The sequence below is a fragment of the Halobaculum rarum genome, assembly GCF_040025155.1.
Classification (GTDB): Archaea; Halobacteriota; Halobacteria; order Halobacteriales; family Haloferacaceae; genus Halobaculum; species Halobaculum rarum.
Window position 1 is genome coordinate 2,457,426 of the sequence record NZ_CP157275.1, and the last position, 18,599, is coordinate 2,476,024.

Annotated in this window: 17 protein-coding genes; 7 read left to right on the forward strand and 10 right to left on the reverse strand. The window is 68.9% G+C overall.

Features of this window, described 5'->3' with window-relative positions:
• Nucleotides 1-37: 37 nt before the first annotated feature.
• Nucleotides 38-730 carry a YqjF family protein gene (locus ABJD39_RS12665; RefSeq protein ID WP_348609267.1) on the forward strand — a complete coding sequence of 231 codons (693 nt, stop codon included), beginning with the start codon at nt 38-40 and terminating at the stop codon, nt 728-730.
• Between the two features lie 39 nt (nt 731-769).
• Here ABJD39_RS12665 and ABJD39_RS12670 read toward each other — a convergent pair whose 3' ends face one another.
• From ABJD39_RS12670 to ABJD39_RS12690, 5 genes are all read right to left on the reverse strand, one after another.
• Nucleotides 770-3,598, reverse strand: coding sequence for a DEAD/DEAH box helicase (locus ABJD39_RS12670; RefSeq protein ID WP_348613642.1), 2,829 nt, complete (start codon nt 3,596-3,598; stop codon nt 770-772).
• 93 nt (nt 3,599-3,691) lie between these two features.
• Nucleotides 3,692-3,841 carry a rubrerythrin-like domain-containing protein gene (locus tag ABJD39_RS12675; RefSeq protein ID WP_348609270.1) on the reverse strand — a complete coding sequence of 50 codons (150 nt, stop codon included), beginning with the start codon at nt 3,839-3,841 and terminating at the stop codon, nt 3,692-3,694.
• 102 nt (nt 3,842-3,943) lie between these two features.
• Complete coding sequence (locus tag ABJD39_RS12680; RefSeq protein WP_348609273.1) at nt 3,944-5,086, reverse strand: NAD(P)/FAD-dependent oxidoreductase; 1,143 nt, start codon at nt 5,084-5,086, stop codon at nt 3,944-3,946.
• A 285-nt stretch (nt 5,087-5,371) separates the two neighbouring features.
• Nucleotides 5,372-6,373 (reverse strand): phosphomevalonate decarboxylase MvaD, encoded by a 1,002-nt coding sequence (gene mvaD, locus ABJD39_RS12685; RefSeq protein WP_348609276.1) that lies wholly within the window; start codon nt 6,371-6,373, stop codon nt 5,372-5,374.
• Between the two features lie 84 nt (nt 6,374-6,457).
• Complete coding sequence (locus tag ABJD39_RS12690; protein ID WP_348609279.1) at nt 6,458-7,315, reverse strand: 3-hydroxyacyl-CoA dehydrogenase family protein; 858 nt, start codon at nt 7,313-7,315, stop codon at nt 6,458-6,460.
• 156 nt (nt 7,316-7,471) lie between these two features.
• Between ABJD39_RS12690 and ABJD39_RS12695 the strand changes: the two genes are divergently transcribed.
• The 4 genes from ABJD39_RS12695 to ABJD39_RS12710 all read left to right on the forward strand — a co-directional run bounded on the left by ABJD39_RS12695 (nt 7,472) and on the right by ABJD39_RS12710 (nt 10,227).
• Entirely contained in the window at nt 7,472-8,146 is a 675-nt protein-coding gene (locus tag ABJD39_RS12695; RefSeq protein WP_348609282.1) for a DUF7409 domain-containing protein, read from the forward strand.
• Nucleotides 8,147-8,232: 86 nt separating this feature from the next.
• Nucleotides 8,233-9,048 (forward strand): class I fructose-bisphosphate aldolase, encoded by an 816-nt coding sequence (locus ABJD39_RS12700; RefSeq protein WP_348609285.1) that lies wholly within the window; start codon nt 8,233-8,235, stop codon nt 9,046-9,048.
• Nucleotides 9,048-9,968, forward strand: coding sequence for a class 1 fructose-bisphosphatase (locus ABJD39_RS12705; RefSeq protein ID WP_348609288.1), 921 nt, complete (start codon nt 9,048-9,050; stop codon nt 9,966-9,968). Before ABJD39_RS12700 ends, ABJD39_RS12705 begins: the two co-directional genes overlap by 1 nt.
• A gap of 31 nt (nt 9,969-9,999) precedes the next feature.
• Complete coding sequence (locus ABJD39_RS12710) at nt 10,000-10,227, forward strand: hypothetical protein (protein WP_348609290.1); 228 nt, start codon at nt 10,000-10,002, stop codon at nt 10,225-10,227.
• A 116-nt stretch (nt 10,228-10,343) separates the two neighbouring features.
• On the opposite strand, the gene ABJD39_RS12715 is transcribed toward ABJD39_RS12710, so the two are convergent.
• The gene (locus ABJD39_RS12715) at nt 10,344-12,230 is read right to left on the reverse strand and encodes a S9 family peptidase (protein ID WP_348609293.1); all 1,887 of its coding nucleotides are present in this window, start codon (nt 12,228-12,230) and stop codon (nt 10,344-10,346) included.
• A gap of 138 nt (nt 12,231-12,368) precedes the next feature.
• Between ABJD39_RS12715 and ABJD39_RS12720 the strand changes: the two genes are divergently transcribed.
• The gene (locus ABJD39_RS12720; protein ID WP_348609296.1) at nt 12,369-14,165 is read left to right on the forward strand and encodes an acyl-CoA carboxylase subunit beta; all 1,797 of its coding nucleotides are present in this window, start codon (nt 12,369-12,371) and stop codon (nt 14,163-14,165) included.
• A gap of 182 nt (nt 14,166-14,347) precedes the next feature.
• Here ABJD39_RS12720 and ABJD39_RS12725 read toward each other — a convergent pair whose 3' ends face one another.
• The 3 genes from ABJD39_RS12725 to ABJD39_RS12735 are packed head-to-tail and all read right to left on the reverse strand — an operon-like array spanning nt 14,348 to nt 16,139.
• A complete protein-coding gene (locus ABJD39_RS12725; RefSeq protein WP_348609299.1) occupies nt 14,348-14,944 on the reverse strand; it encodes a PH domain-containing protein in 597 nt (198 codons plus the stop codon).
• On the reverse strand, nt 14,941-15,618 hold the full coding sequence (locus ABJD39_RS12730; RefSeq protein ID WP_348609302.1) for a PH domain-containing protein: 678 nt from the start codon (nt 15,616-15,618) through the stop codon (nt 14,941-14,943). The genes ABJD39_RS12725 and ABJD39_RS12730 overlap by 4 nt, the downstream gene beginning before the upstream one ends.
• Nucleotides 15,619-15,665: 47 nt before the next feature.
• A complete protein-coding gene (locus tag ABJD39_RS12735; protein ID WP_348609305.1) occupies nt 15,666-16,139 on the reverse strand; it encodes a MaoC family dehydratase in 474 nt (157 codons plus the stop codon).
• A 123-nt stretch (nt 16,140-16,262) separates the two neighbouring features.
• Here ABJD39_RS12735 and ABJD39_RS12740 point away from each other — a divergent pair, with 123 nt between their 5' ends.
• Nucleotides 16,263-17,126, forward strand: a complete 864-nt coding sequence (locus ABJD39_RS12740) for an HpcH/HpaI aldolase/citrate lyase family protein (protein WP_348609308.1) — start codon at nt 16,263-16,265, stop codon at nt 17,124-17,126.
• A 40-nt stretch (nt 17,127-17,166) separates the two neighbouring features.
• Here ABJD39_RS12740 and gdhB read toward each other — a convergent pair whose 3' ends face one another.
• Nucleotides 17,167-18,483, reverse strand: coding sequence for a glutamate dehydrogenase GdhB (gdhB, locus tag ABJD39_RS12745; protein ID WP_348609311.1), 1,317 nt, complete (start codon nt 18,481-18,483; stop codon nt 17,167-17,169).
• Between the last annotated feature and the right edge of the window lie 116 nt (nt 18,484-18,599).

Sequence of the window (18,599 nt, forward strand, 5' to 3'; positions counted from 1 at the left end):
TCCAAAGGCGTTTCTCGTCCGCTGACTGAGTGTGGGTATGGTCCTCCCGCTGGAGATGGGCTGGCGACACCTCCTGTTCGAGAACTGGCCGGTCGACCCCGCCGTGATGGACGCACACCTGCCCGACGAACTGGAGTCGGACACGTACGACGGCTCGGCGTGGCTGTCGGTCGTCCCGTTCACGAACGTCGCCGTCCGGCCGAAGGGCCTCCCGGCGGGGGCCGGCATCCGCCTCCCCGAGTTGAACGTCCGGACGTACGTCACCCGCGACGGCGTCCCGAGCGTCTACTTCTTCAGCCTCGACGCGCAGGGCGCCGCGAGCGTCGTCGGCGCGCGCGTGTTCCACCACCTCCCGTATTACTACGCCCGGATTTCCCTGAACTCGGACGGACGCGGCGGCGTTCGCTTCCGGAGCCGGCGGCTCCATCCCGGTTCGCGCCCGGCGCGCTACGAGGCGACGTATCGGCCGACGGGCGAGGGGTTCCGCGCCCCCGACAACCCCATGGCCGAGTTCCTCGTCGAGCGCTACCGCTTCTACACGGAGGCGCAGGACGGCTCGATCCGCTACACCGACGTCGAACACGAGCCGTGGACGCTGTACCCCGCCGAGGCCGAGATCGAGACGAACACCCTCCTGACGTCGCACGGCTTCGCCGAGCCGGACGCCGACCCGGTGTACCACTACAGCCCGGGACTGGACGTGGTCACCTCGCGGAGCAAGCGGTCGTAGGCGGCACCGGTCGACGGGTGCGACCCTTGGCCGACCGTACTACTCCCAGAAGCTCTTCGTCCGCGCGTACTGCCGCTCCTGCTTGAGGATGTCCCGGTAGAAGTCGTCCTCGTTCTCGCGGAGCTTTCCGATGATCCGCGCTGCGTTGTGCGGCCCCACCCCGCGGGCCGCCAGCGCGATCACCGCCTGCTTGCCGTGCGCCTGCACGAGGTTCGCCGAGCGGTTCGCCTTTCGAGTGAGCTTCTCCTGTTCCTCGTCCTTCTCGCTCGCGCGGACCGCCTTCACGACCTCGTCGGCCCACGGATTCAGCGCCGCGATCCGGGTGGAGCCGCACTCGGGGCACTCCGGGCTGTCGCGGACGCGCCGTACCTTCGTGCGCTGGTCCCAGTCGCCGCAGTGGACACACAGCTGGATCACGTGATCGTCCATAATTCGATCCCGGATCGTCTCGATCACGGAGGCGTCGGCGTTCTCGGGGACGAGGAATTCCCGACCCGACGAGCGGCCGTCGGTCCCCAGCGGCGTGCGCTCACGGGCGGCGACGACCGCCACGTCGCCGGCGTGAATATCGGCGAGCAACTCGGCCGTCTCCTCGACGGCGAGTTCCGTGTGGAACACCTCCCTGACGGCCTCGTCGAAGACGGGCGTACCCTCCAGCGCGGCCATGAGGCGGTCGCCGCCGAAGCGCTTGTTCCCCTGATACCGCTTCAACGCGCCGAACTTCGCTGCGACGTGTGCGAGCGTGAACTTGAGCGTGTCCGAGTGCTTCAAGGCGAGTTCCAGTAGCGCCTCGACGTGGGCGGGGTCGGTCTCCTCCAGCACCTCGATAACCGTCCCCGGCGTGACGCCGTTGGGAACCTCCAACTCGATACGGTAGGGGTCGGCCTCCATCCCGACCGACGAGCCGGTCCGCTGGCCGACGAGCGCCGAGAGCAGGCGCCCGAGCGTGCGGTTCACCTCGTGGCCGAAGGCGGCGTTGACGGCGATCGATCGCCCCCGTCCCTCGACGACGATCCGGTCGTCCGTCGGCATCGGGTGACCCGCCTCGACGTGGCGTCCGACCGTCTCGAGTCCCACGCGGATCGTCTCGGCGTCGGCGGGGTAGCGACCGACGAACTCGCGGGCGACCGCGTCGGCGTCGGCGCCGCCGGCGAACTGCGGCTCCGCCACGTCGCGCATCTCACCCACCTCCGCGGCGACGGCGCGGGGGACCGGGATCTCCTGACCGGTCCAGGACGGAACCTCGCCGGCGGGGTCCTCGATGGGCGTCACGTTCACCTCCGCCTCCTCGTCGTCGATGTCGTTGATCCGCCACATCTCGCCGCGCTGGATGAACGCCTCGCCCGGTTGGGCGAAGTTGACGACGAAGCGCTCGTCGAGCGTGCCGATCTGGCGGCGCGAGGAGATGTCGTACACGTCGTACGTCTCCTCGTCGGGGATCATCGAGAGGTTCCGGTAGTAGTACTGCCAGGTCCCCCCCGACGTTTCCAACACGTCGCGTTCCTCGTCGATCCACAGCAGGCGGTTGCCCGACAGCTCCCGGGCGACCTCCCGGAACGTCTCCTCGGGGAGGTCCCGGAAGGGGTACGCCCGCGTGATCAGCTCGTACGCCTCGCGGGCGTCGACCTCGCCCATGTCCATCAGGAGGCCGACGATCTGGTTGGCGAGCGTGTCGAGGCTACCGTGGTGGATGCCCGACTCCTCCACGTCGCCCTCGACGGCCCGCCGGGCGATCGCGAGCGCCTCCATCGTGTCGTCGGGGCTGTCGGTGACGACGGTGCCGCGGCTCACCTCGTCGCGGCGGTGACCCGCGCGGCCGACCCGCTGGAGCAGGCGCGCGACCTCGCGCGGGGAGTTGTACTGCACGACGTGATCTACCCTCCCCACGTCGATCCCCAGTTCCATCGACGAGGTACACACGAGCCCCGCGACCTCGCCGGATTTGAACCCCTCCTCGACCTCGATGCGGGCGTCCTTCGACAGCGACCCGTGGTGGACGCCGATGGGCTCGCCGAGCGTCTTGAACCGCGATCCCAGCGCCTCCGCGGTCTGCCGGGTGTTCACGAAGATCAGGACCGACTCGTTCTCGCGGACGATGTCGCGGATCAGTCGGACGTGGCTGGCGATATCGGAATCCGTCGCGAGCTTCCCGGCGAGACGTTCGTCCTCCGCCGTCACCTCGGGAGAGACCACGTCGAACTCGACCTTGCTCCCCACGTCCACTTCGAGTATCTCACAGCCCCGGTCGCCGGTGAGGAACTTCCCGACCTCCTCGGGGTCGCCGACCGTCGCGGAGAGTCCGATGCGCTGGAAGTCGCCGGCGAGCCGGCGCACGCGCTCCAGACCGACGGTCAGCTGGGCGCCACGCTTGGAGGCCGCGAGCTCGTGGACCTCGTCGACGACGACGTGGTCCACGTCCGAGAGGGCCGCGCGGAGCTTCTTTCCGGTCAACATCGCCTGGAGCGTCTCCGGCGTGGTCACCAGCACGTCCGGCGGGTCGTTCGCCTGCTTGCTGCGCTGGTAGTCACTGGTGTCGCCGTGGCGCACCTGTACGTCGAGGTCGAGGTACTCGCCCCACCACTCCAGCCGCTCGCGCATGTCGCGGTTGAGCGCCCGCAGCGGCGTCACGTACAGCGCGCCCAGCCCCTCGGGACGCGTCTCCGCGAGCGCCGACAGCACGGGCAGCATCGCGGTCTCGGTCTTCCCGGTCCCCGTGGGCGCGATGACGAGGGCGTCGTCGCCGTCGGCGATCGGCGGGATCGCCCGCCGCTGGGGCGCCGTCGGCGTCGTGAAACCGCGCTCGGAGAGGGCCGCCCGTACCTCGTCGCCAAGCGCCGCGAAGGCGTCCATCCCCGTCGCTCGCGGCATGTCGTTCATCGACACGAATTGCGGCGCGAGCCGGTTAAGCGTCGCGCTCCCGGTGCTTTCCGGCCGCGTCGCTACCGGGCTCGGGCCCGCGGCTCACTCCCGACTGACGGCGATGTTTTGGACGGTGGCGTCGCACTCCGGGCACGTCCCCGGATGGCTGTCCGACCGTGTCCGTGCGCCGCAGCCGAGACACTCGAACACGCCCTCCGACGCACTGTACGGATCGATACCGGATGATGGCATATGACATCGGATAACACGATTCGATGTAAGCGTTATCTGCATATTCAGCACATCAGTTATAGGTGTACAAGGACGAACAGTGGACGAACGATCGGTTATTCGTTACAGCAGTTCCTCCTCGGCCAGCTCGACGGCCTTGCGGACGGCGCCCACGGACGTGAGATAGCCGGCGCCGACGCCCGCTTTCGACGCCCTCGCCGCCGCGCCGGTGAGCACCGTCGGCCCCAGCTGCGCCACGGCGCCGTCGCCGACGGAGACGAGCCAGCCGGGCACCTCGAAGCGGTACGTCGCGAGCCGTGGAGCGAAGTCGTCGGGAGCGGCCGACAGATCGTGGTCGACCAGCCGGCCGAGATTCTCGGCGGCCGTCTTGGCCTCGCGGACGGCCGCGGACGCGGAGGCGGGGACCGGCTCGCCGTCCGCGTCGACGACGCGGGCGGCGTCCCCCAGCGCGAACGTCCGGTCAGTGAGCCGGAGATCCGCCCGTACGACCGGCCGGTCGCCGCCGACCGCGTCGTCGCCGGCGATGCCGCCGGTCCAGACGAGTTGGTCGTACGTGAGGTCGCCGCCGTCGGTGACGATCCGGTCGTCGAACACCCGTTCGACCGCCGTGCCGGTCTCGATATCGACGCCGCGTGCCGCCAGTTGCTCGCGGACGGCCCGGCTGAAGTTCGAGGGGAAGTTCGGGGCGACCTCGTCCAACTGTTCGACCAGCGCGATCTCCACGTCGTCGGGTACCTCGGCGCCCTCCTCGCGAGCCAGCGCGGCGAGTTCGCCGGCCACCTGCACGCCCGAGAGCCCGGCGCCGCCGACCACGACGCGCCCGCCGTCGTCGATCACCTCCGAGAACTGCTCCCGGATCGCCGCGGCGTCGTCGAGCGACTTCAGCGGCATCGCGTGCTCGCGAAGTCCCTCGATCCCGTAGTACGCGGTCTCCGAGCCGAGACACAGCGCGCCGTAGTCCCACTCGATCGCGTCGCCGTCTGCCAACTCGGCTCGGCCCGCCTCGGCGTCCACGTCGACGACGCGGTCGACGACCAGTTCCGTCCGACCGAGCAGGTCGTCGAGGGGAACCGAGATCGCCTCCGCGACTGCCGGTCGGCGGATCGCGCGGTGGGTCTCGTGGACGAGCACGTGGTCCTCGCGGTCGTTGACGAGCGTGATGTCCACCTCCGGCGAGAGTCGGGATTCGAGCCTTCGGGCCAGGGCGACGCCGGCGTAGCCGGCGCCGAGAACGACGACGTGCATGTGAGCCCCTGTACGGGACACGTGGGTAAGGGCGTGACGGGCGGTCCGCTCGGACGCATGCGAACGTTCATGTACTGGACCGGGACCAGCACGCCCGTGACGTGAGGACGACCCGCGGGCGACGAGCGGGTGTGTGGCGCACCGCTCGCGGGAGACGGAGTCGGCCGAGAAGTCGCCGACGCTCCGGGACGCAGCCGCGCCACCTGTCAGTCTAGGGCGCAGCGACGGCTTCGCGTCGGCCGGACCCGCGCCAGCCCCTTCGAAGCCCGGAGCGGTGCCTCCGGATCAGAACAAGGCCTTCGACTCCCCGAGCACGCGAGCGGGGCCGCCAACCTCCCAGATTTCGGTCTCGACGCCGACCTCGGCGACGCGCTCCTCGACGCGCTCGGCGTGCTCGGCCGGCGTGTTGACGTAGACGCTCGCGCCGGTGTCCGTCGAGAAGTACACCGGGACCCCCTCCTCCTCGCGGAGTTCGCGGACGGCGTTGAACACGGCGATGGTTTCGGGCTGCCAATACACCCAACCGGCGGGCCCGGTCATGGTCGTCGCCGTCAGCGACAGCGAGTCGTGTTCGGCGATCTCGAAGATCCCGGAGAACTCACCGACGCGAAGGCGGTCACGCATCCGCTGGAGCTGTTCGTGGACGTGGGCCATCCGGGCGTCGAACATGTGGCTCGCCTCCGCCTCGCGGTGGGCCTCCTCGGTCTCCTTGTAGGCCGGAACGAGCGCCGTCACCACGCGGAGGTCCTCCTCCGGGTCGAAGCCGTTCGGGCCGACGCCCACGTCGAGGCGCTCGGCGCGGCAGTCCTCGTCGTTCATCCCGGCGTACAACACCGAGTAGGCGCCGGTGACGGCACGGGCGGCCGACGAGGAGCCGCGGCGCGCGACCGTCGAGATCTCGGGGCGGGTCATGTCGAGCCCGGCGGCCTCCACGAGCGACATCGCCAGCGCCGCGAAGCCCGAGGAGGAGGAACCGAAGCCGACGTTCGACGGGAAGGAGTTCTCCGATTCGACGCGGACGGCGGCATCGAGATCCGTGAGTTCACGGACGTGATCGGCGACCATCTCGATGCGCTCGGCGCCGCGACCGTCGACGACCTCGCCGTCGATACGGTACTCGTCGTCGGTCGGCGACGCGTCCGGCTCCCACTCGACGGTCGTCGTCGTCCGCGAGGGAGCCGTACAGAGGCTGATCGAGTCGTGGTACGGGAGGCGTCGCTCGGCGTCGCGCATCCCGTGGTACTTCACGAGGCCCTGGATGGGGTGGGCCGTCGCGGTGGCCTTCATACCCGCCGAACGGGCGGGGTGGGGGTTAGTCGTTCCGAATGGTCCGGACCCGGCCTTTCGGGCGGCGCGGACGGCCGACTCGCGTCACTCGTACTCGTAGAAGCCCGCCCCGGTCTTCTTCCCCAGATCTCCCGCCGCGACCTTCCGCTTGAGCAGGTACGCCGGCTTGTAGCGGTCGCCGAGCTCCTCGTGGAGCGTCTCGCTGGCGTCGAGGCAGATGTCGAGGCCGATGTGATCGGCCAGCTCCAGCGGGCCCATCGGGACGTTCGTCCCGAGTTTCATCCCCTTGTCCATGTCTTCCTTGGAGGCGACGCCCTCGTCGTACGCGCGGATCCCCTCGTTGATCCACGGCATCAGGACGCGATTGGTGACGAATCCGGGCTTGTCGTCGCTCTCCCACGTCTCCTTGCCCAGATCCTCGGCGAACGCGTGTGCGATATCCGTCACGTCAGCGTCGGTCTTCTCGCCGGTGACGACCTCGACGCCGGTCATGATCGGGACGGGGTTCATGAAGTGGAGGCCGACGACGAGGTCCTCGCGGTCGGTCGCGGAGGCGATCGTCGTGATCGACAGCGTCGAGGTGTTCGTCGCGAGCACGACGTCCTCGTCGGTCACGTCTTCGAGGTCGACGAAGATGTCCTGTTTCACCTCCATGTCCTCTAGGGCGGCCTCGACGACGAGATCGACGTCCGCGAGGTCCGCGAGGTCGGTCGTGCCCGTGATCCGCGCTCGGATCGCCTCCGGCGACTCGTCGAGGTCGCCCTTCGCGTCGAGGCGCGACAGCGAGGAGTCGATCGCCTCCAGACCGTTGTCGACGAACTGGCGTTCGATGTCGCGCATCACCACGTCGTAGCCGGCGGTTGCGGCGACCTGGGCGATGCCGTTGCCCATGGTTCCCGCGCCGACGACGCCCACCGTCTGGATATCGGAAAGTCCGCGCATGGGCAGTGATGTTCCGGCAGTCACCGTAAGCGTAGCGGAGCGACGGCGGAATTATCCGTACGTGAGAACCCGCGCAGAAAGATTAAACCGTCCGGGTCCGACCCATCGGACAGGTGACCAGGTGTGGGGGATGAGGATGTTAGGGAGTTGAAATTCGTGGGGCCGGCGACGGCCGACGTCCTCGCGGACGCGCCGTTCGACGCGGCTGACGTTCGCGACAAGGCGGTCTCCTACCGGATGTTGATCGACGCCGGGGTGAACCCGGGCGTCGCCGCGCGCATCCGGCGGGAGCACTCGCTGGCCTGGTCGTTCGAGTCCGAGGGCGAGGATCTCGCCCGTCGGTCGACGCAGATACGCGGACTCGGCGACGACGAACGAGCGTGGGTCGCGGCGTCGTCGGGAGACTGGCAGACGGACGACGCAGACCGGCCGAACGCGAGGGGACGGCGGGACGACGCCGGTTCCGACCGGAGCGATCCCGACGACACCGATAACGACGGGATCACGGGCGCGGACGAAGGGTCCGACGACGCGGCGGCCGAGCGGGCGTGGGTCGCCGCCTCCGCCCGCGACGACGCGTCGGGGACGAAGACCGACGGCTCGGGCGACCCGGTCGCCGCGGAGTCAGCGTGGCGTGAGCGCTCCCGCCCGACCCCAGTTGTGGACGTCGAGGGAGTGAGTGACGGAGACGCGGCCGACCTCGCGGAGGCGGGTATCATCTCCGCTCGCGCCCTTGCGGTCGCCGACCCCGAGGAGGTCGCCGAGGCCCTCGACCGCGACGCCGCTCGCGTGGCCGAACTTCGCGACGCGGCCGCCGAACACGTCGACTGATCGACCGAAGGCGATACTCGCGGTCGAGTAAATATCAGTTCTCGTACACCATTTGATTTATCATCGATGCCGTGGCGCAGTTACGTATGCTCCCCGACGCGGACGCAGCCATCACCCGGGACGATAAGGCGCTGATTCTCGCGTACGACCACGGCATCGAACACGGGCCCGTGGACTTCGATCCGAATCCGGAGACGGCCGACCCCGAGCGGGTGTTCGACCTCGCGACCCACGACGCGGTGACGGCGCTGGCGGTCGGGAAGGGCGTCGCGGAGGCGTACTACCCGAGCTACGACGACGACGTGTCGCTGCTGGCGAAGCTCAACGGCACCTCCAACCTCTGGATGGGCGAGCCCGACTCCGCAGTGAACTGGTCGGTCGAGTACGCCGCCGAGTTGGGCGCCGACGCGATCGGCTTCACGCTGTACGGCGGCTCGAACAACGAGGTGGAGATGGCCGAGGAGTTCCGCGACGCACAGGAGGCGGCCCGCGAGCACGACATGGGCGTCGTCATGTGGTCGTACCCGCGCGGGCAGGGCCTGAAGAACGACACCAGTTCGGGGACGATCGCGTACGCGGCGCGCCTCGGTCTCGAACTCGGCGCCGACATCGCGAAGGTGAAATACCCCGGGTCGCCCGAGGCGATGGCCGAGGCCGCGCGGATGGCCGGCCCGACCAAGGTGGTGATGTCCGGGGGGTCGAAGGCCGACGACCGCGCCTTCCTCGAGACGGTCGCCGGCGCGATCGAGGGCGGCGCGAACGGCCTCGCAGTCGGCCGGAACGTGTTCCAGCGGGAGAATCCCGAGGAGATCCTCGACGCGCTGGAGGCGGTCATCTTCGAGGAGGCGTCCGTCGACGAGGCGCTCGAACACACCTCGACCCCCGCCGTCGCCGACGACTGATGGACGGCTCCGACGGTGACCCCGACCGCGCCGGCGACATCGACGACCCGATCGTCGTCGCGGAGGCGGTGCTGGACGCCGCCGCTGCTGCGGCTCCCGAGATCCGCGCCGGGCTGCCGGGACGGCGGCGCTACCTCGACGACGAGAACCCGTCCGGCGAGGACGTGTTGGCGGCCGACGTGTATGCCGACGGGCTGCTGGAAGAGATGGTAGGCGACATCGACGGCGTCGGCACATACGCCAGCGAGGAGCGCGAGTCGGCCGTCGACACCGGCGACGGCGCCGTGTCGGTCGCGGTCGACCCGCTCGACGGCTCCTCGAACTTGGAGTCGAACAACCCGATGGGAACCGTGATCGCGGCGTACGACGCCCCGCTCCCCGCCTCCGGTCGGGACCTCGTCGCCGCGGGGTTCGTCCTGTACGGGCCGGTCACGACGATGGTCGCGGGCGTCGGCGCCCCTGCGGACGCGACGATCCACGAGTTTCTCGTCACCGAGGAGGGCGACCGCGAGGATCTAGGACGGATCGACCTTCCCGAGAACCCGACCGTCTACGGCTTCGGCGGACGGGTCCCGGACTGGCCCGACGACTTCGCCGCCTACGTCGACGAGATCGAGGACGAACTGAAACTGCGCTACGGCGGCGCGATGATCGCGGACGTGAGTCAGGTGCTCTCCTACGGCGGCGTGTTCGCGTACCCCGCGCTCGAGTCGGCGCCCGACGGGAAGCTCCGCCTCCAGTTCGAGGGCAACCCCGTCGCGTATCTCGTGGAGGGCGCGGGCGGTCGCTCCTCGGACGGCGCGCGGTCGCTGCTGGATGTCGGGGCGACCGGGATCCACCAGCGTGTGCCCGTCCACGTCGGGAACACGGAGTTGATCGATCGGCTGGAAGCGGCGCTTTCGGAGGTCCGGAACCGATAGACCCACACGTCGGGCGCCCGGAAGCCGGACAATGAGAGATCGCTACAAAGCGCTCATGTTGCGCAGCTTCAAGGACGCGATGGACATCGTCGACGAGTACAACGGCTGGGCGGCCGAGGCGTTCGACGAGTCCTCGCCGGTTCCCCCGCAGGCGGTGCCGCAGGTGGCGATGATGCTGTACCAGAGCCGGGTGATGGACGGGTGGGGCGGCGAGGGCGGGTTCGACGTGCCGGAGTTCGACGACAAGATGTTCGACTAGCGAGGCCGACCGAGGGGAGGCCTCGGCTCACGGCGGCGAGCTTGCGGGCGAGCCGCCCAGAAGATCAACGAGGTCGATCGGAAGGGAGACCCCGACCCACGACGACCGCGATCCGCTCAGTCGTCGCTCGCGGCCATGTCCGCCTCGACAGTGCCGACGCGTCGCTCGAAGAAGTCGTCGAGCAGTTCGAGGCTCCGGAGCTTGTCGTCGATGTCCGAGGAGCCGTGCCCCTCCTCGCCGAGTTCCTCGTATTCGTAGTCGTCGCTCTCCTCGTAGCCCGCGTCGTCGAGCGCGTCCCGGAAGATGCGCGCCTGCGAGACGGGTACCCGGCGGTCGTTGACGCCGTGGACGATCAGCAGCGGAGCGGCGAGGTTGTCGGCGTAGGTGACCGGCGAGCGCTCCTCGTACAGCGCCTCGTTCTCGTCAGGCTCGCCGAGGTACTTCACCATCAGCTCCGAGCGGAAGTGCGGCATGGTGTTCTCGGCCATGTCGAACAGGTCCGAGACGCCGACCCACGCGACCCCGGCGTCGTAGAGGTCGGGAAACTGGACCAGTTGCCAGTAGGCGGAGTAGCCGCCGTAGGAGCCGCCGAAGACGACGACGCGGTCGTCGTCGAGCCAGTCGTACTCGGTGAGGACGTGTTCGGCCGCGATGGCGACATCCCCCTGCTCGGCGCCGCCCCAGTCGTCGTACAGTTCTTCGACGAACTCGCGGCCGCGTCCGGTGGAGCCGCGGTAGTTGACCTGTAGGACCGAGAAGCCACGAGAGAGCAGGAACTGCGTGCGATAGCTGAACGACAGCGTGTCACGGTGGCGCGGGCCGCCGTGGGGATTGACCACGAGCGGCGACGGCCGCTCGCCGGAGTCGTAGAAGATCGCGCCGATCTCCAGTTCCTCGTAGGGGCCGTGATCGACGGCGCGCTGGGGCGTCTCGGGGACGCCGTCCGATTCGACGGTGAAGTACTCCGCCTCGGCGAAGTCGTCGGGGGAGAACGGCCCGTACTCCGCATTCAGGACCGTCTCGTACTCGTCGGTATCCAGATCGTACGCGAGCAGTTCGGAACGCCGCGTCGGCGTCGTGTGCTGGACCAGCACGCGGCCGTCGTCGAGGGGCGTGTCGTCGGCCAGCGACGCGACGCCGCCGGGCAGGTCCAGTTCACGTCCCTCGCCGGTCTCGGCGTCGTAGACCACGGGAACCGACTCGGCGTCGCGCGAGCGCGTCGCGAGGAAGCGGTCGCCGTCCGGGAGGAAGAACGCGGGCGTCTCCTCGAACTGGCCGTCTCCGTACCATGTCACCTCGTCGGCCTCGAAGTCGTAGACGCCGCAGCGACCCTTGTCCGGCGTGTTGTCGGAGACGAGCAGCGCGTCGTCGTCGGGGTGCCAGTCGGCCGGGGCGGACTCCGCGCCGATCTCGCCGATCCCGAGGTTCCGGGCGTTCGAGCCGTCGATATCAGCGACAAATACGTCGGCGTTGTCGTAGTCGTCGGAGGTGTTGGTCATGAACGCGAAGCGGTCGCCGTCGGGCGACAGCTCCGCCGTCCAGACGGCGCGGTCGTAGTCGGTGAGCTTCGTCGTCTCGCCGGAGGGGAGGTCGTGGCGGTAGACGTTCATCTGGCCGTCGGCGTTCGAGCCGACCAGCAGCGTCTCGCCGCCGTCGCCGACCGACTGGAGCGCCATCTGTCCGTCCATCTCGACGACCGGCTCGGCGTTGCCGTCGCGGTCGATCGCGTGGACGTCGTTCTGCTCGTTGCCGGCCTCGTCGAGGTGGAAGAAGACCCGTTCGCCAGCGGCGTCCCATGCGAACCCGTGGCGGGCGTCCTTCGGAACCTGCCCGTCGGACCACTGCGTCAGATCGCCGGTGTTCGGGTCGAGGAGGTACAGTTGGTTGCGTCCGTCGATGTCGTAGTACAGCGCCACCTCGTCGCCGTCGGGGGTCGGCGCGGGGTGGGCCATCGTCGGCAGCTCTGCGAGGGACCGGAGGGTGTCGTCGTGATCGTCGCTCACGTCCGAACGTTCGGCGCGGTCCCCTTGAGTCTGTCCAGAACGACCGTGTGGAAAGCCATTTGACAGGCGATCGCGGGCAGCCGACCCGGGCCGCCGTCCATGGAAAACTCTTTCCGCAATTCTTGCGCACACCATCGTATGAAAGTCCACGTGGGCGCGGCGGCGACCGAGGAGGAGGCCGGCGCCATCGCCTCGGCGCTGGCCGAGCACTTCGGCGTCGACATCGAGGTGTACGCCGGCGACGACGCCGACGAGCCGATCGCGGTCGCCGAGCCGCCCGAGATCGAGTACCCGCTGGACGACGACCTGGGTCCGACCGACCGCGAGGCCGCCCTCCGCGCGGAGATCGACGACATCCTGCAGGGCGGCCCGGAGAAGTACAAACAGCGCCTCCCGGGGCAGGGGAAGCTGTTCGTCCGCGACAGGCTCGACCTGTGGTTCGGGGACGACGGGGAGGGTGGCGTCGGCGACGCGGACCGGGAGGGCGCCGCCGACGGCGTGAAGTTCGAGGACGGCAAGTTCGCCCACTTCGACGCGTGGCATGGGAACTCTCCCGACGTCGACGAGTCCGACGAGGGGAACCGCCTCCCCGCCGACGGCCTCATCACCGGCGCCGCAGAGTTCGAGGGACGCGATCTCCACTTCATGGCGAACGACTTCACCGTGAAGGCGGGGTCCATGGCCGGCCGCGGCGTCGAGAAGTTCCTTCGGATGCAACAGCGAGCGCTGAAGAACGGCAAACCGGTGCTGTACCTGATGGACTCCAGCGGGGGACGGATCGACGAGCAGACGGGATTCTTTGCGAACCGCGAGGGGATCGGGAAGTACTACTACAACCACTCGATGCTCTCGGGGCGCGTCCCGCAGATCTGCGTGCTCTACGGTCCCTGTATCGCCGGCGCCGCCTACACACCCGTCTTCGCCGACTTCACCGTGATGGTCGAGGGGATGTCCGCGATGGCGATCGCGTCGCCGCGGATGGTGAAGATGGTCACCGGCGAGGAGATCGAGATGGACGACTTGGGCGGCCCGGACGTACACGCGAAGTACTCCGGGAGCGCCGACCTCGTCGCCGAGGACGAAGGGCACGCCCGAGACCTCGTCGCCGACCTCGTCACCTACCTCCCGGACAAGGCCGGCGAGAAGCCGCCGCGCAGCGACCCGAAACCGCCGACGTACTCGCCCGACGGCATCGACGAGCTGATCCCCGAGGCACCGAACCGTCCGTACGACGCCCACGACCTCCTCGACCGCATCTGCGACGCCGAATCCGTCTTCGAGCTGAAACCCGAGTACGGGAAGGAGATCGTTACCGCGTTCGCCCGCATCGACGGCAAGCCCGTCGGGGTCGTCGCGAACCAGCCGACCGAGCGCTCGGGCGCCATCTTCCCCGACGCCGCCGAGAAGGCCGCGGAGTTCATCTGGACCTGTGACGCCTACGAGATCCCCCTGCTGTACCTCTGTGACACGCCGGGGTTCATGGCGGGCTCGCAGGTCGAGAAGGACGCCATCCTCGAGAAGGGGAAGAAGTTCATCTACGCGACCTCCTCGGCGACGGTCCCGAAGCAGACCGTGGTTGTCCGCAAGGCGTACGGCGCGGGCATCTACGCGATGGGCGGTCCGGCCTACGAGCCGGAGTCGGTCATCGGGCTCCCCTCCGGCGAGATCGGAATTATGGGCCCCGAAGCGGCGATCAACGCCGTCTACGCGAACAAGCTCGCCGAGATCGACGATCCCGAGGAGCGCGCCGAGCGCGAGGACGAACTCCGTGAGGAGTACCGCCGCGACATCGACATCCACCGGATGGCCAGCGAGGTCGTCATCGACGAGATCGTGCCCCCGTCGAATCTGCGCGAGGAGCTCGTCCAGCGATTCGACTTCTACGAGGACATCGAGAAGTCGATCCCCGACAAGAAACACGGCACCGTTATCTGATCGAGTTTATATCCGATGGCGGGACCAGCCCGCCCGTGACCTGATCACCGACCGGACGACGGTCCGCGGGTGTGCGGTGCCCCGTCGTCCGATGCGGCCGCATCGCCTGTTCGCCCAACACACACCTCACCCAGCACTGCATCACACAGTGACGTCGCGCAGTGTCGATCAAGCGCCGCGGATCACTGGTCGAGCGTCGCACGGAGCAGTCGAACCTCCTCGCGGACCGCCCGCCACGAGTCGAGCGATCCGGGGATCGCCGGGCCGCCCTCCTCGGCGTCTTCCCGGTCCCGAGTGTGCTCGTCGACGAGCGAACGAACAGCCTGCGGGTCGTCGACGCGACGGAAGGCGACGTCGCCGCCGGCGGTCTCCAGCGTCACGGTGCCGTAGCCGAACAGCGATCCCGTGACGGACTGCTGGTACGCGGAGTTCTCGACCATCGAGAGCCGTGCACGGCCGACGCGCCGGCCGACGATTCCGGTCTTCACCGACGCCGCGCGGTCGGTGAGCACGTACCGCGTGTTCACCAGCGAGAGCAACACCAACCCCGGGATCGCGATGCCGACGAGGACGGCGATTGCGGCGATCGCCACTCCGAACCGGCTCGTCGCCGCCGGACCGACAGCGACGGCCATCCCGGCGATCGCGACAAGCAGCCCGACGAGGCCGGCCGGAGCCGCCGCCGAGAGCCGCGGGCGTCCGGTCCAGAGCACTATCTCGTCCTCGTCGACAGTGACTGATTCCGACACGGCGCCGTCGGACTGGGCGTCGATACTCATCGGCCGTCGGTGGACGTCGACGCCGCGTCGGTATCCAGCTCCTCACCCTCGCGGTCGGCGGAACTGTTGCTTCCGTCGCGTCCGTCGCGTCCGCCGGCGTCGGCGCCGCCCGTGGCGTCGTCAGCGGCGGCGCCGTCGGTCTCGACGGCCGCGCGAATCGCGCGCAGTTCCGCGAGGATGTCGTCGAGCACATCGGCCTTCGACTCGCCGTCGGCGGCGCCGCCGCGGCGGTCGCGGGCGCGGATTCGCTCGTTCACCAGTTCCTGGATCCGCTTGGGGTCCGCGACGTTGTCGAAGCTGAGCTCGACGCCGGAGCCGCCGGCCGTGGAAACGTCGACGCTCCCGTAGCCGAACTGCGTGCCGAAGAAGTCCTGCGCGTATGAGGTGTCTTGCACCTTCTCGAAGCCGACACGCTTCACGTCCCGGGAGACGACGCCGCGTTTCACGTACAGCGCCTCGGTGGTGATCACGTACTCGGTGTTCTCGCGCGAGAGGTATGCGACGACGATGATCGGGATCCCGACGAGCACCAGCGATAGGGGGACGCCGACGACGAGCGCGGGGACGAGGCTCATCGAGTGCGGCTTGCCCGTCCAGACGACCTCCTCTTCGGGGTCGAGCGAGAGCCAATCGAAGCCGTCGGGGAGTTCCCCGTCGGCGGAGGGTGACGACATGGCGGAGGATGTCGCACCGAGCAGCATAAAACCGCCGCCGGTGGTCCTCACCCGGCGTGTTCGCGCTTCAGTGACAGCACCGTCCGCTCGAACGTACACACGAGGGTCTCGCCGTCATCGGCGTCCCCGTCGAGTTTGTACGCGTCCACCCGCATCGTCACGACGCCGCGCTCGCCGTCGCTGGTCTCCCGTTTGTCGAGCACCGTCGACTCCGCACGGATCGTGTCGCCGTGGAACACCGGGTTCGGGTGTTCCACGTCGTCGTACGAGAGGTTTGCAACGATCGTGCCGTCGGTTGTGTCCGGGATAGACAGCCCCGTCGCCAGCGCCATCGTGTAGATGCCGTTGACCAGGCGCTCGCCGAACTGCGTCTCGGCGGCGAACTCGGCGTCGAGGTGCAGCGGCTGCTGGTTCATGGTCATGTCGCAGAACGTCTGGTTGTCGCGCTCGGAGACGGTGCGGCGTTTCTCGTGGACGATCGTCTCGCCGACCTCGAACTCCTCGTAATACTTGCCGGCCATGAGGGGAGCGACGGCGGGGGGGGTGAAAACCGTGCGGGACCCGCCGCCGCTTCTCGCCGGTTTCAGTCGTTCACTCCGATCCAGTCGGCGGGATTGATACCCCGGTCGGACGAACTCCGATCCATGCCACGGCGCAGCGTCATGTTCTCTCCCGGCGACCGTCCCGAACTGATGCGGAAGGCGCCCGCGACCGGCGCGGACACGATCGTCTTCGACCTCGAAGACGCGGTCGCGCCCGGTCGGAAGGCGGAGGCACGGACGGCCGTCCGCGACGTGCTCTCCGACCCCGACTTCGATCCGGACGCGGAGGTGTGCGTCCGCGTCACCGGCACGGAGACGTACCGCGATCTTGAGGTCATCGCCGACGGTGGTGCCGACTTCGACGCGGTGATGTTTCCGAAGGCGGAGTCGGCTGACGCTGTCGAGCACCTGGGCGACCAGCTCCGCGAGCACGACCGCCCGGTTCCCGTGATCGCGCTGATCGAGACGGCGCGCGGGGTACTCGGCGCGGAAGCGATCGCGGACGCCCGGCCGACTGACGCGGTTGCCTTCGGCGCCGAGGACCTCTCGGCGGATCTGGGCGCGACGCGGACCGACGAGGGAACGGAGGTGCTGTACGCCCGCGAGAAGACGGTCGCGGCGGCCGCGGCCGCCGACGTCGACGCCATCGACACCGTCTACACCGACTTCGGCGACGAGACGGGACTCGCCGAGGAGACGCGATTCGCGGCGACGCTCGGCTACGACGGGAAGATGGCGATCCATCCCTCGCAGGTGTCGGTGATCAACGAGGCGTTCACGCCCGATGGCGACAAAATCGCGTGGGCCGTGCGCGTTCTGGCCGCCCGCGACGCCGCGGCCGCCGAGGACCGCGGCGTGTTCGAGGTCGACGGCGAGATGATCGACGCGCCGCTGATCGCGCAGGCCGAACGGGTCCGCGAGTACGCGCGGCTGGCGGGGGAGTGGGACGATCAGCAGGACGAGTGACGATCAGAAAACGGGGGTCTCCGAGCGGAACGCTACCGGATCAGGGCCACAGACCGCGGACGCTCTTCGCCTCGGCGATGCGATCGAGCGCGACGACGTACGCGGCGTCGCGCCACGTGATGTCCTTCGCTTCGACTTCGCCACGCACGGCGTCCCATGCCGAGAGCATCTCCGACTCCAGCTCGGAGTTGACCTCTTCGAGGGTCCACGTGCGGCGGTTGATGTCCTGAAGCCACTCGAAGTAGCTGACGGTGACCCCGCCGGCGTTGGCGAGGATATCCGGGATGACGTGGACGCCGCGCTCGGCGAGGATCTCGTCGGCCGCGAACGTCGTCGGCCCGTTGGCGCCCTCGACGACGACGTCGGCGCGGATGTCGTTCACGTTGTCGACGGTGATGACGTTGCCGACGGCCGCCGGGATCAGCACGTCGACGTCGAGCTCGAGGATGTCGTTTCCGTCGCCGAGCAACTCGGCGCCGGCGGTCTCGACCCCGTAGTCGGTGACGGCGTTCGGCTGCTCGGCGAAGCTCGGGATCGCGTGCGTGTCGAGCCCGGTCGGGTCGTGGACGGCACCGCCGGAGTCGGAGACGGCGACCACGTCCGCCCCCCAGTCGTCGAGTAGACGGGCGGCGTTCGCGCCGACCGAGCCGTACCCCTGCACGGCGACGGTGAGGCCGTCGAGATCGTAGTCGTAGTGATCGGCCGCCTCGCGCGTGATGATCGCGACCGACCGACCGGGCGCCTCCTCGCGCCCCTCCGACCCGCCGACGACGGGCGGCTTGCCCGTGACGACGCCGGGGGTGGTCTCGCCCTCCTGCATCGAGTACGCGTCCATGAACCACGCCATCGTCTGCGCATTGGTGCCCATGTCGGGCGCCGGAATGTCCTTCTTCGGGCCGACGAACTTCCGCAGTTCCTCAGCGAACCGTCGGGTCAGCCGCTCGTGCTCACCGTCCGAGAGGTCCTTCGGGTCGACGACGACGCCGCCCTTCCCGCCGCCGAACGGGAGGTCCATCACGGCGCACTTCCAGGTCATCCACATCGACAGGCCGACGCACTCCTCCTCGCTCACGTCGGGGTGGAAGCGCAGGCCGCCCTTGTACGGGCCGCGAACGTCGTCGTGCTGGGCGCGGTAGCCGGTGAACACCTCGACTGAGCCGTCGTCGCGCTCCAGCGGAACCGCGACGCGGTGGACAGTAGTCGGGTGTTTGAGCCGCTCGATGACGCCCGGGTCGACGTCGAGGTGGGCGGCGGCGTGCTCCAACTGCCGCCGCGCCGTCTCCAGCGCCGATTCCGGTTCGTTCTGTTCGTCGGTGGCGACGCGCTTCTCGCCGGTGCCTGCTGTTCCGGTGGACATTGTGAGGTGCCGACCGCCGGGGTGCGACGGGTCGATGTCCGTCGGTCGGAGAGAGGTGAATATAGTATTGATGGTATAGCCTCATCTTAGGTATATATATTCAATAATACACGCGA

Excerpts from the sequence above, each read along its gene's own strand:
- ABJD39_RS12665 (WP_348609267.1), top strand. The coding sequence starts at position 38 with ATGGTCCTCCCGCTGGAGATGGGCTGGCGACACCTCCTGTTCGAGAAC.
- ABJD39_RS12670 (WP_348613642.1), bottom strand. The coding sequence starts at position 3,598 with ATGCCGCGAGCGACGGGGATGGACGCCTTCGCGGCGCTTGGCGACGAG.
- ABJD39_RS12675 (WP_348609270.1), bottom strand. The coding sequence starts at position 3,841 with ATGCCATCATCCGGTATCGATCCGTACAGTGCGTCGGAGGGCGTGTTC.
- ABJD39_RS12680 (WP_348609273.1), bottom strand. The coding sequence starts at position 5,086 with ATGCACGTCGTCGTTCTCGGCGCCGGCTACGCCGGCGTCGCCCTGGCC.
- mvaD (WP_348609276.1), bottom strand. The coding sequence starts at position 6,373 with ATGAAGGCCACCGCGACGGCCCACCCCATCCAGGGCCTCGTGAAGTAC.
- ABJD39_RS12690 (WP_348609279.1), bottom strand. The coding sequence starts at position 7,315 with ATGCGCGGACTTTCCGATATCCAGACGGTGGGCGTCGTCGGCGCGGGA.
- ABJD39_RS12700 (WP_348609285.1), top strand. The coding sequence starts at position 8,233 with ATGCTCCCCGACGCGGACGCAGCCATCACCCGGGACGATAAGGCGCTG.
- ABJD39_RS12705 (WP_348609288.1), top strand. The coding sequence starts at position 9,048 with ATGGACGGCTCCGACGGTGACCCCGACCGCGCCGGCGACATCGACGAC.
- ABJD39_RS12710 (WP_348609290.1), top strand. The coding sequence starts at position 10,000 with ATGAGAGATCGCTACAAAGCGCTCATGTTGCGCAGCTTCAAGGACGCG.
- ABJD39_RS12720 (WP_348609296.1), top strand. The coding sequence starts at position 12,369 with ATGAAAGTCCACGTGGGCGCGGCGGCGACCGAGGAGGAGGCCGGCGCC.
- ABJD39_RS12725 (WP_348609299.1), bottom strand. The coding sequence starts at position 14,944 with ATGAGTATCGACGCCCAGTCCGACGGCGCCGTGTCGGAATCAGTCACT.
- ABJD39_RS12730 (WP_348609302.1), bottom strand. The coding sequence starts at position 15,618 with ATGTCGTCACCCTCCGCCGACGGGGAACTCCCCGACGGCTTCGATTGG.
- ABJD39_RS12735 (WP_348609305.1), bottom strand. The coding sequence starts at position 16,139 with ATGGCCGGCAAGTATTACGAGGAGTTCGAGGTCGGCGAGACGATCGTC.
- ABJD39_RS12740 (WP_348609308.1), top strand. The coding sequence starts at position 16,263 with ATGCCACGGCGCAGCGTCATGTTCTCTCCCGGCGACCGTCCCGAACTG.
- gdhB (WP_348609311.1), bottom strand. The coding sequence starts at position 18,483 with ATGTCCACCGGAACAGCAGGCACCGGCGAGAAGCGCGTCGCCACCGAC.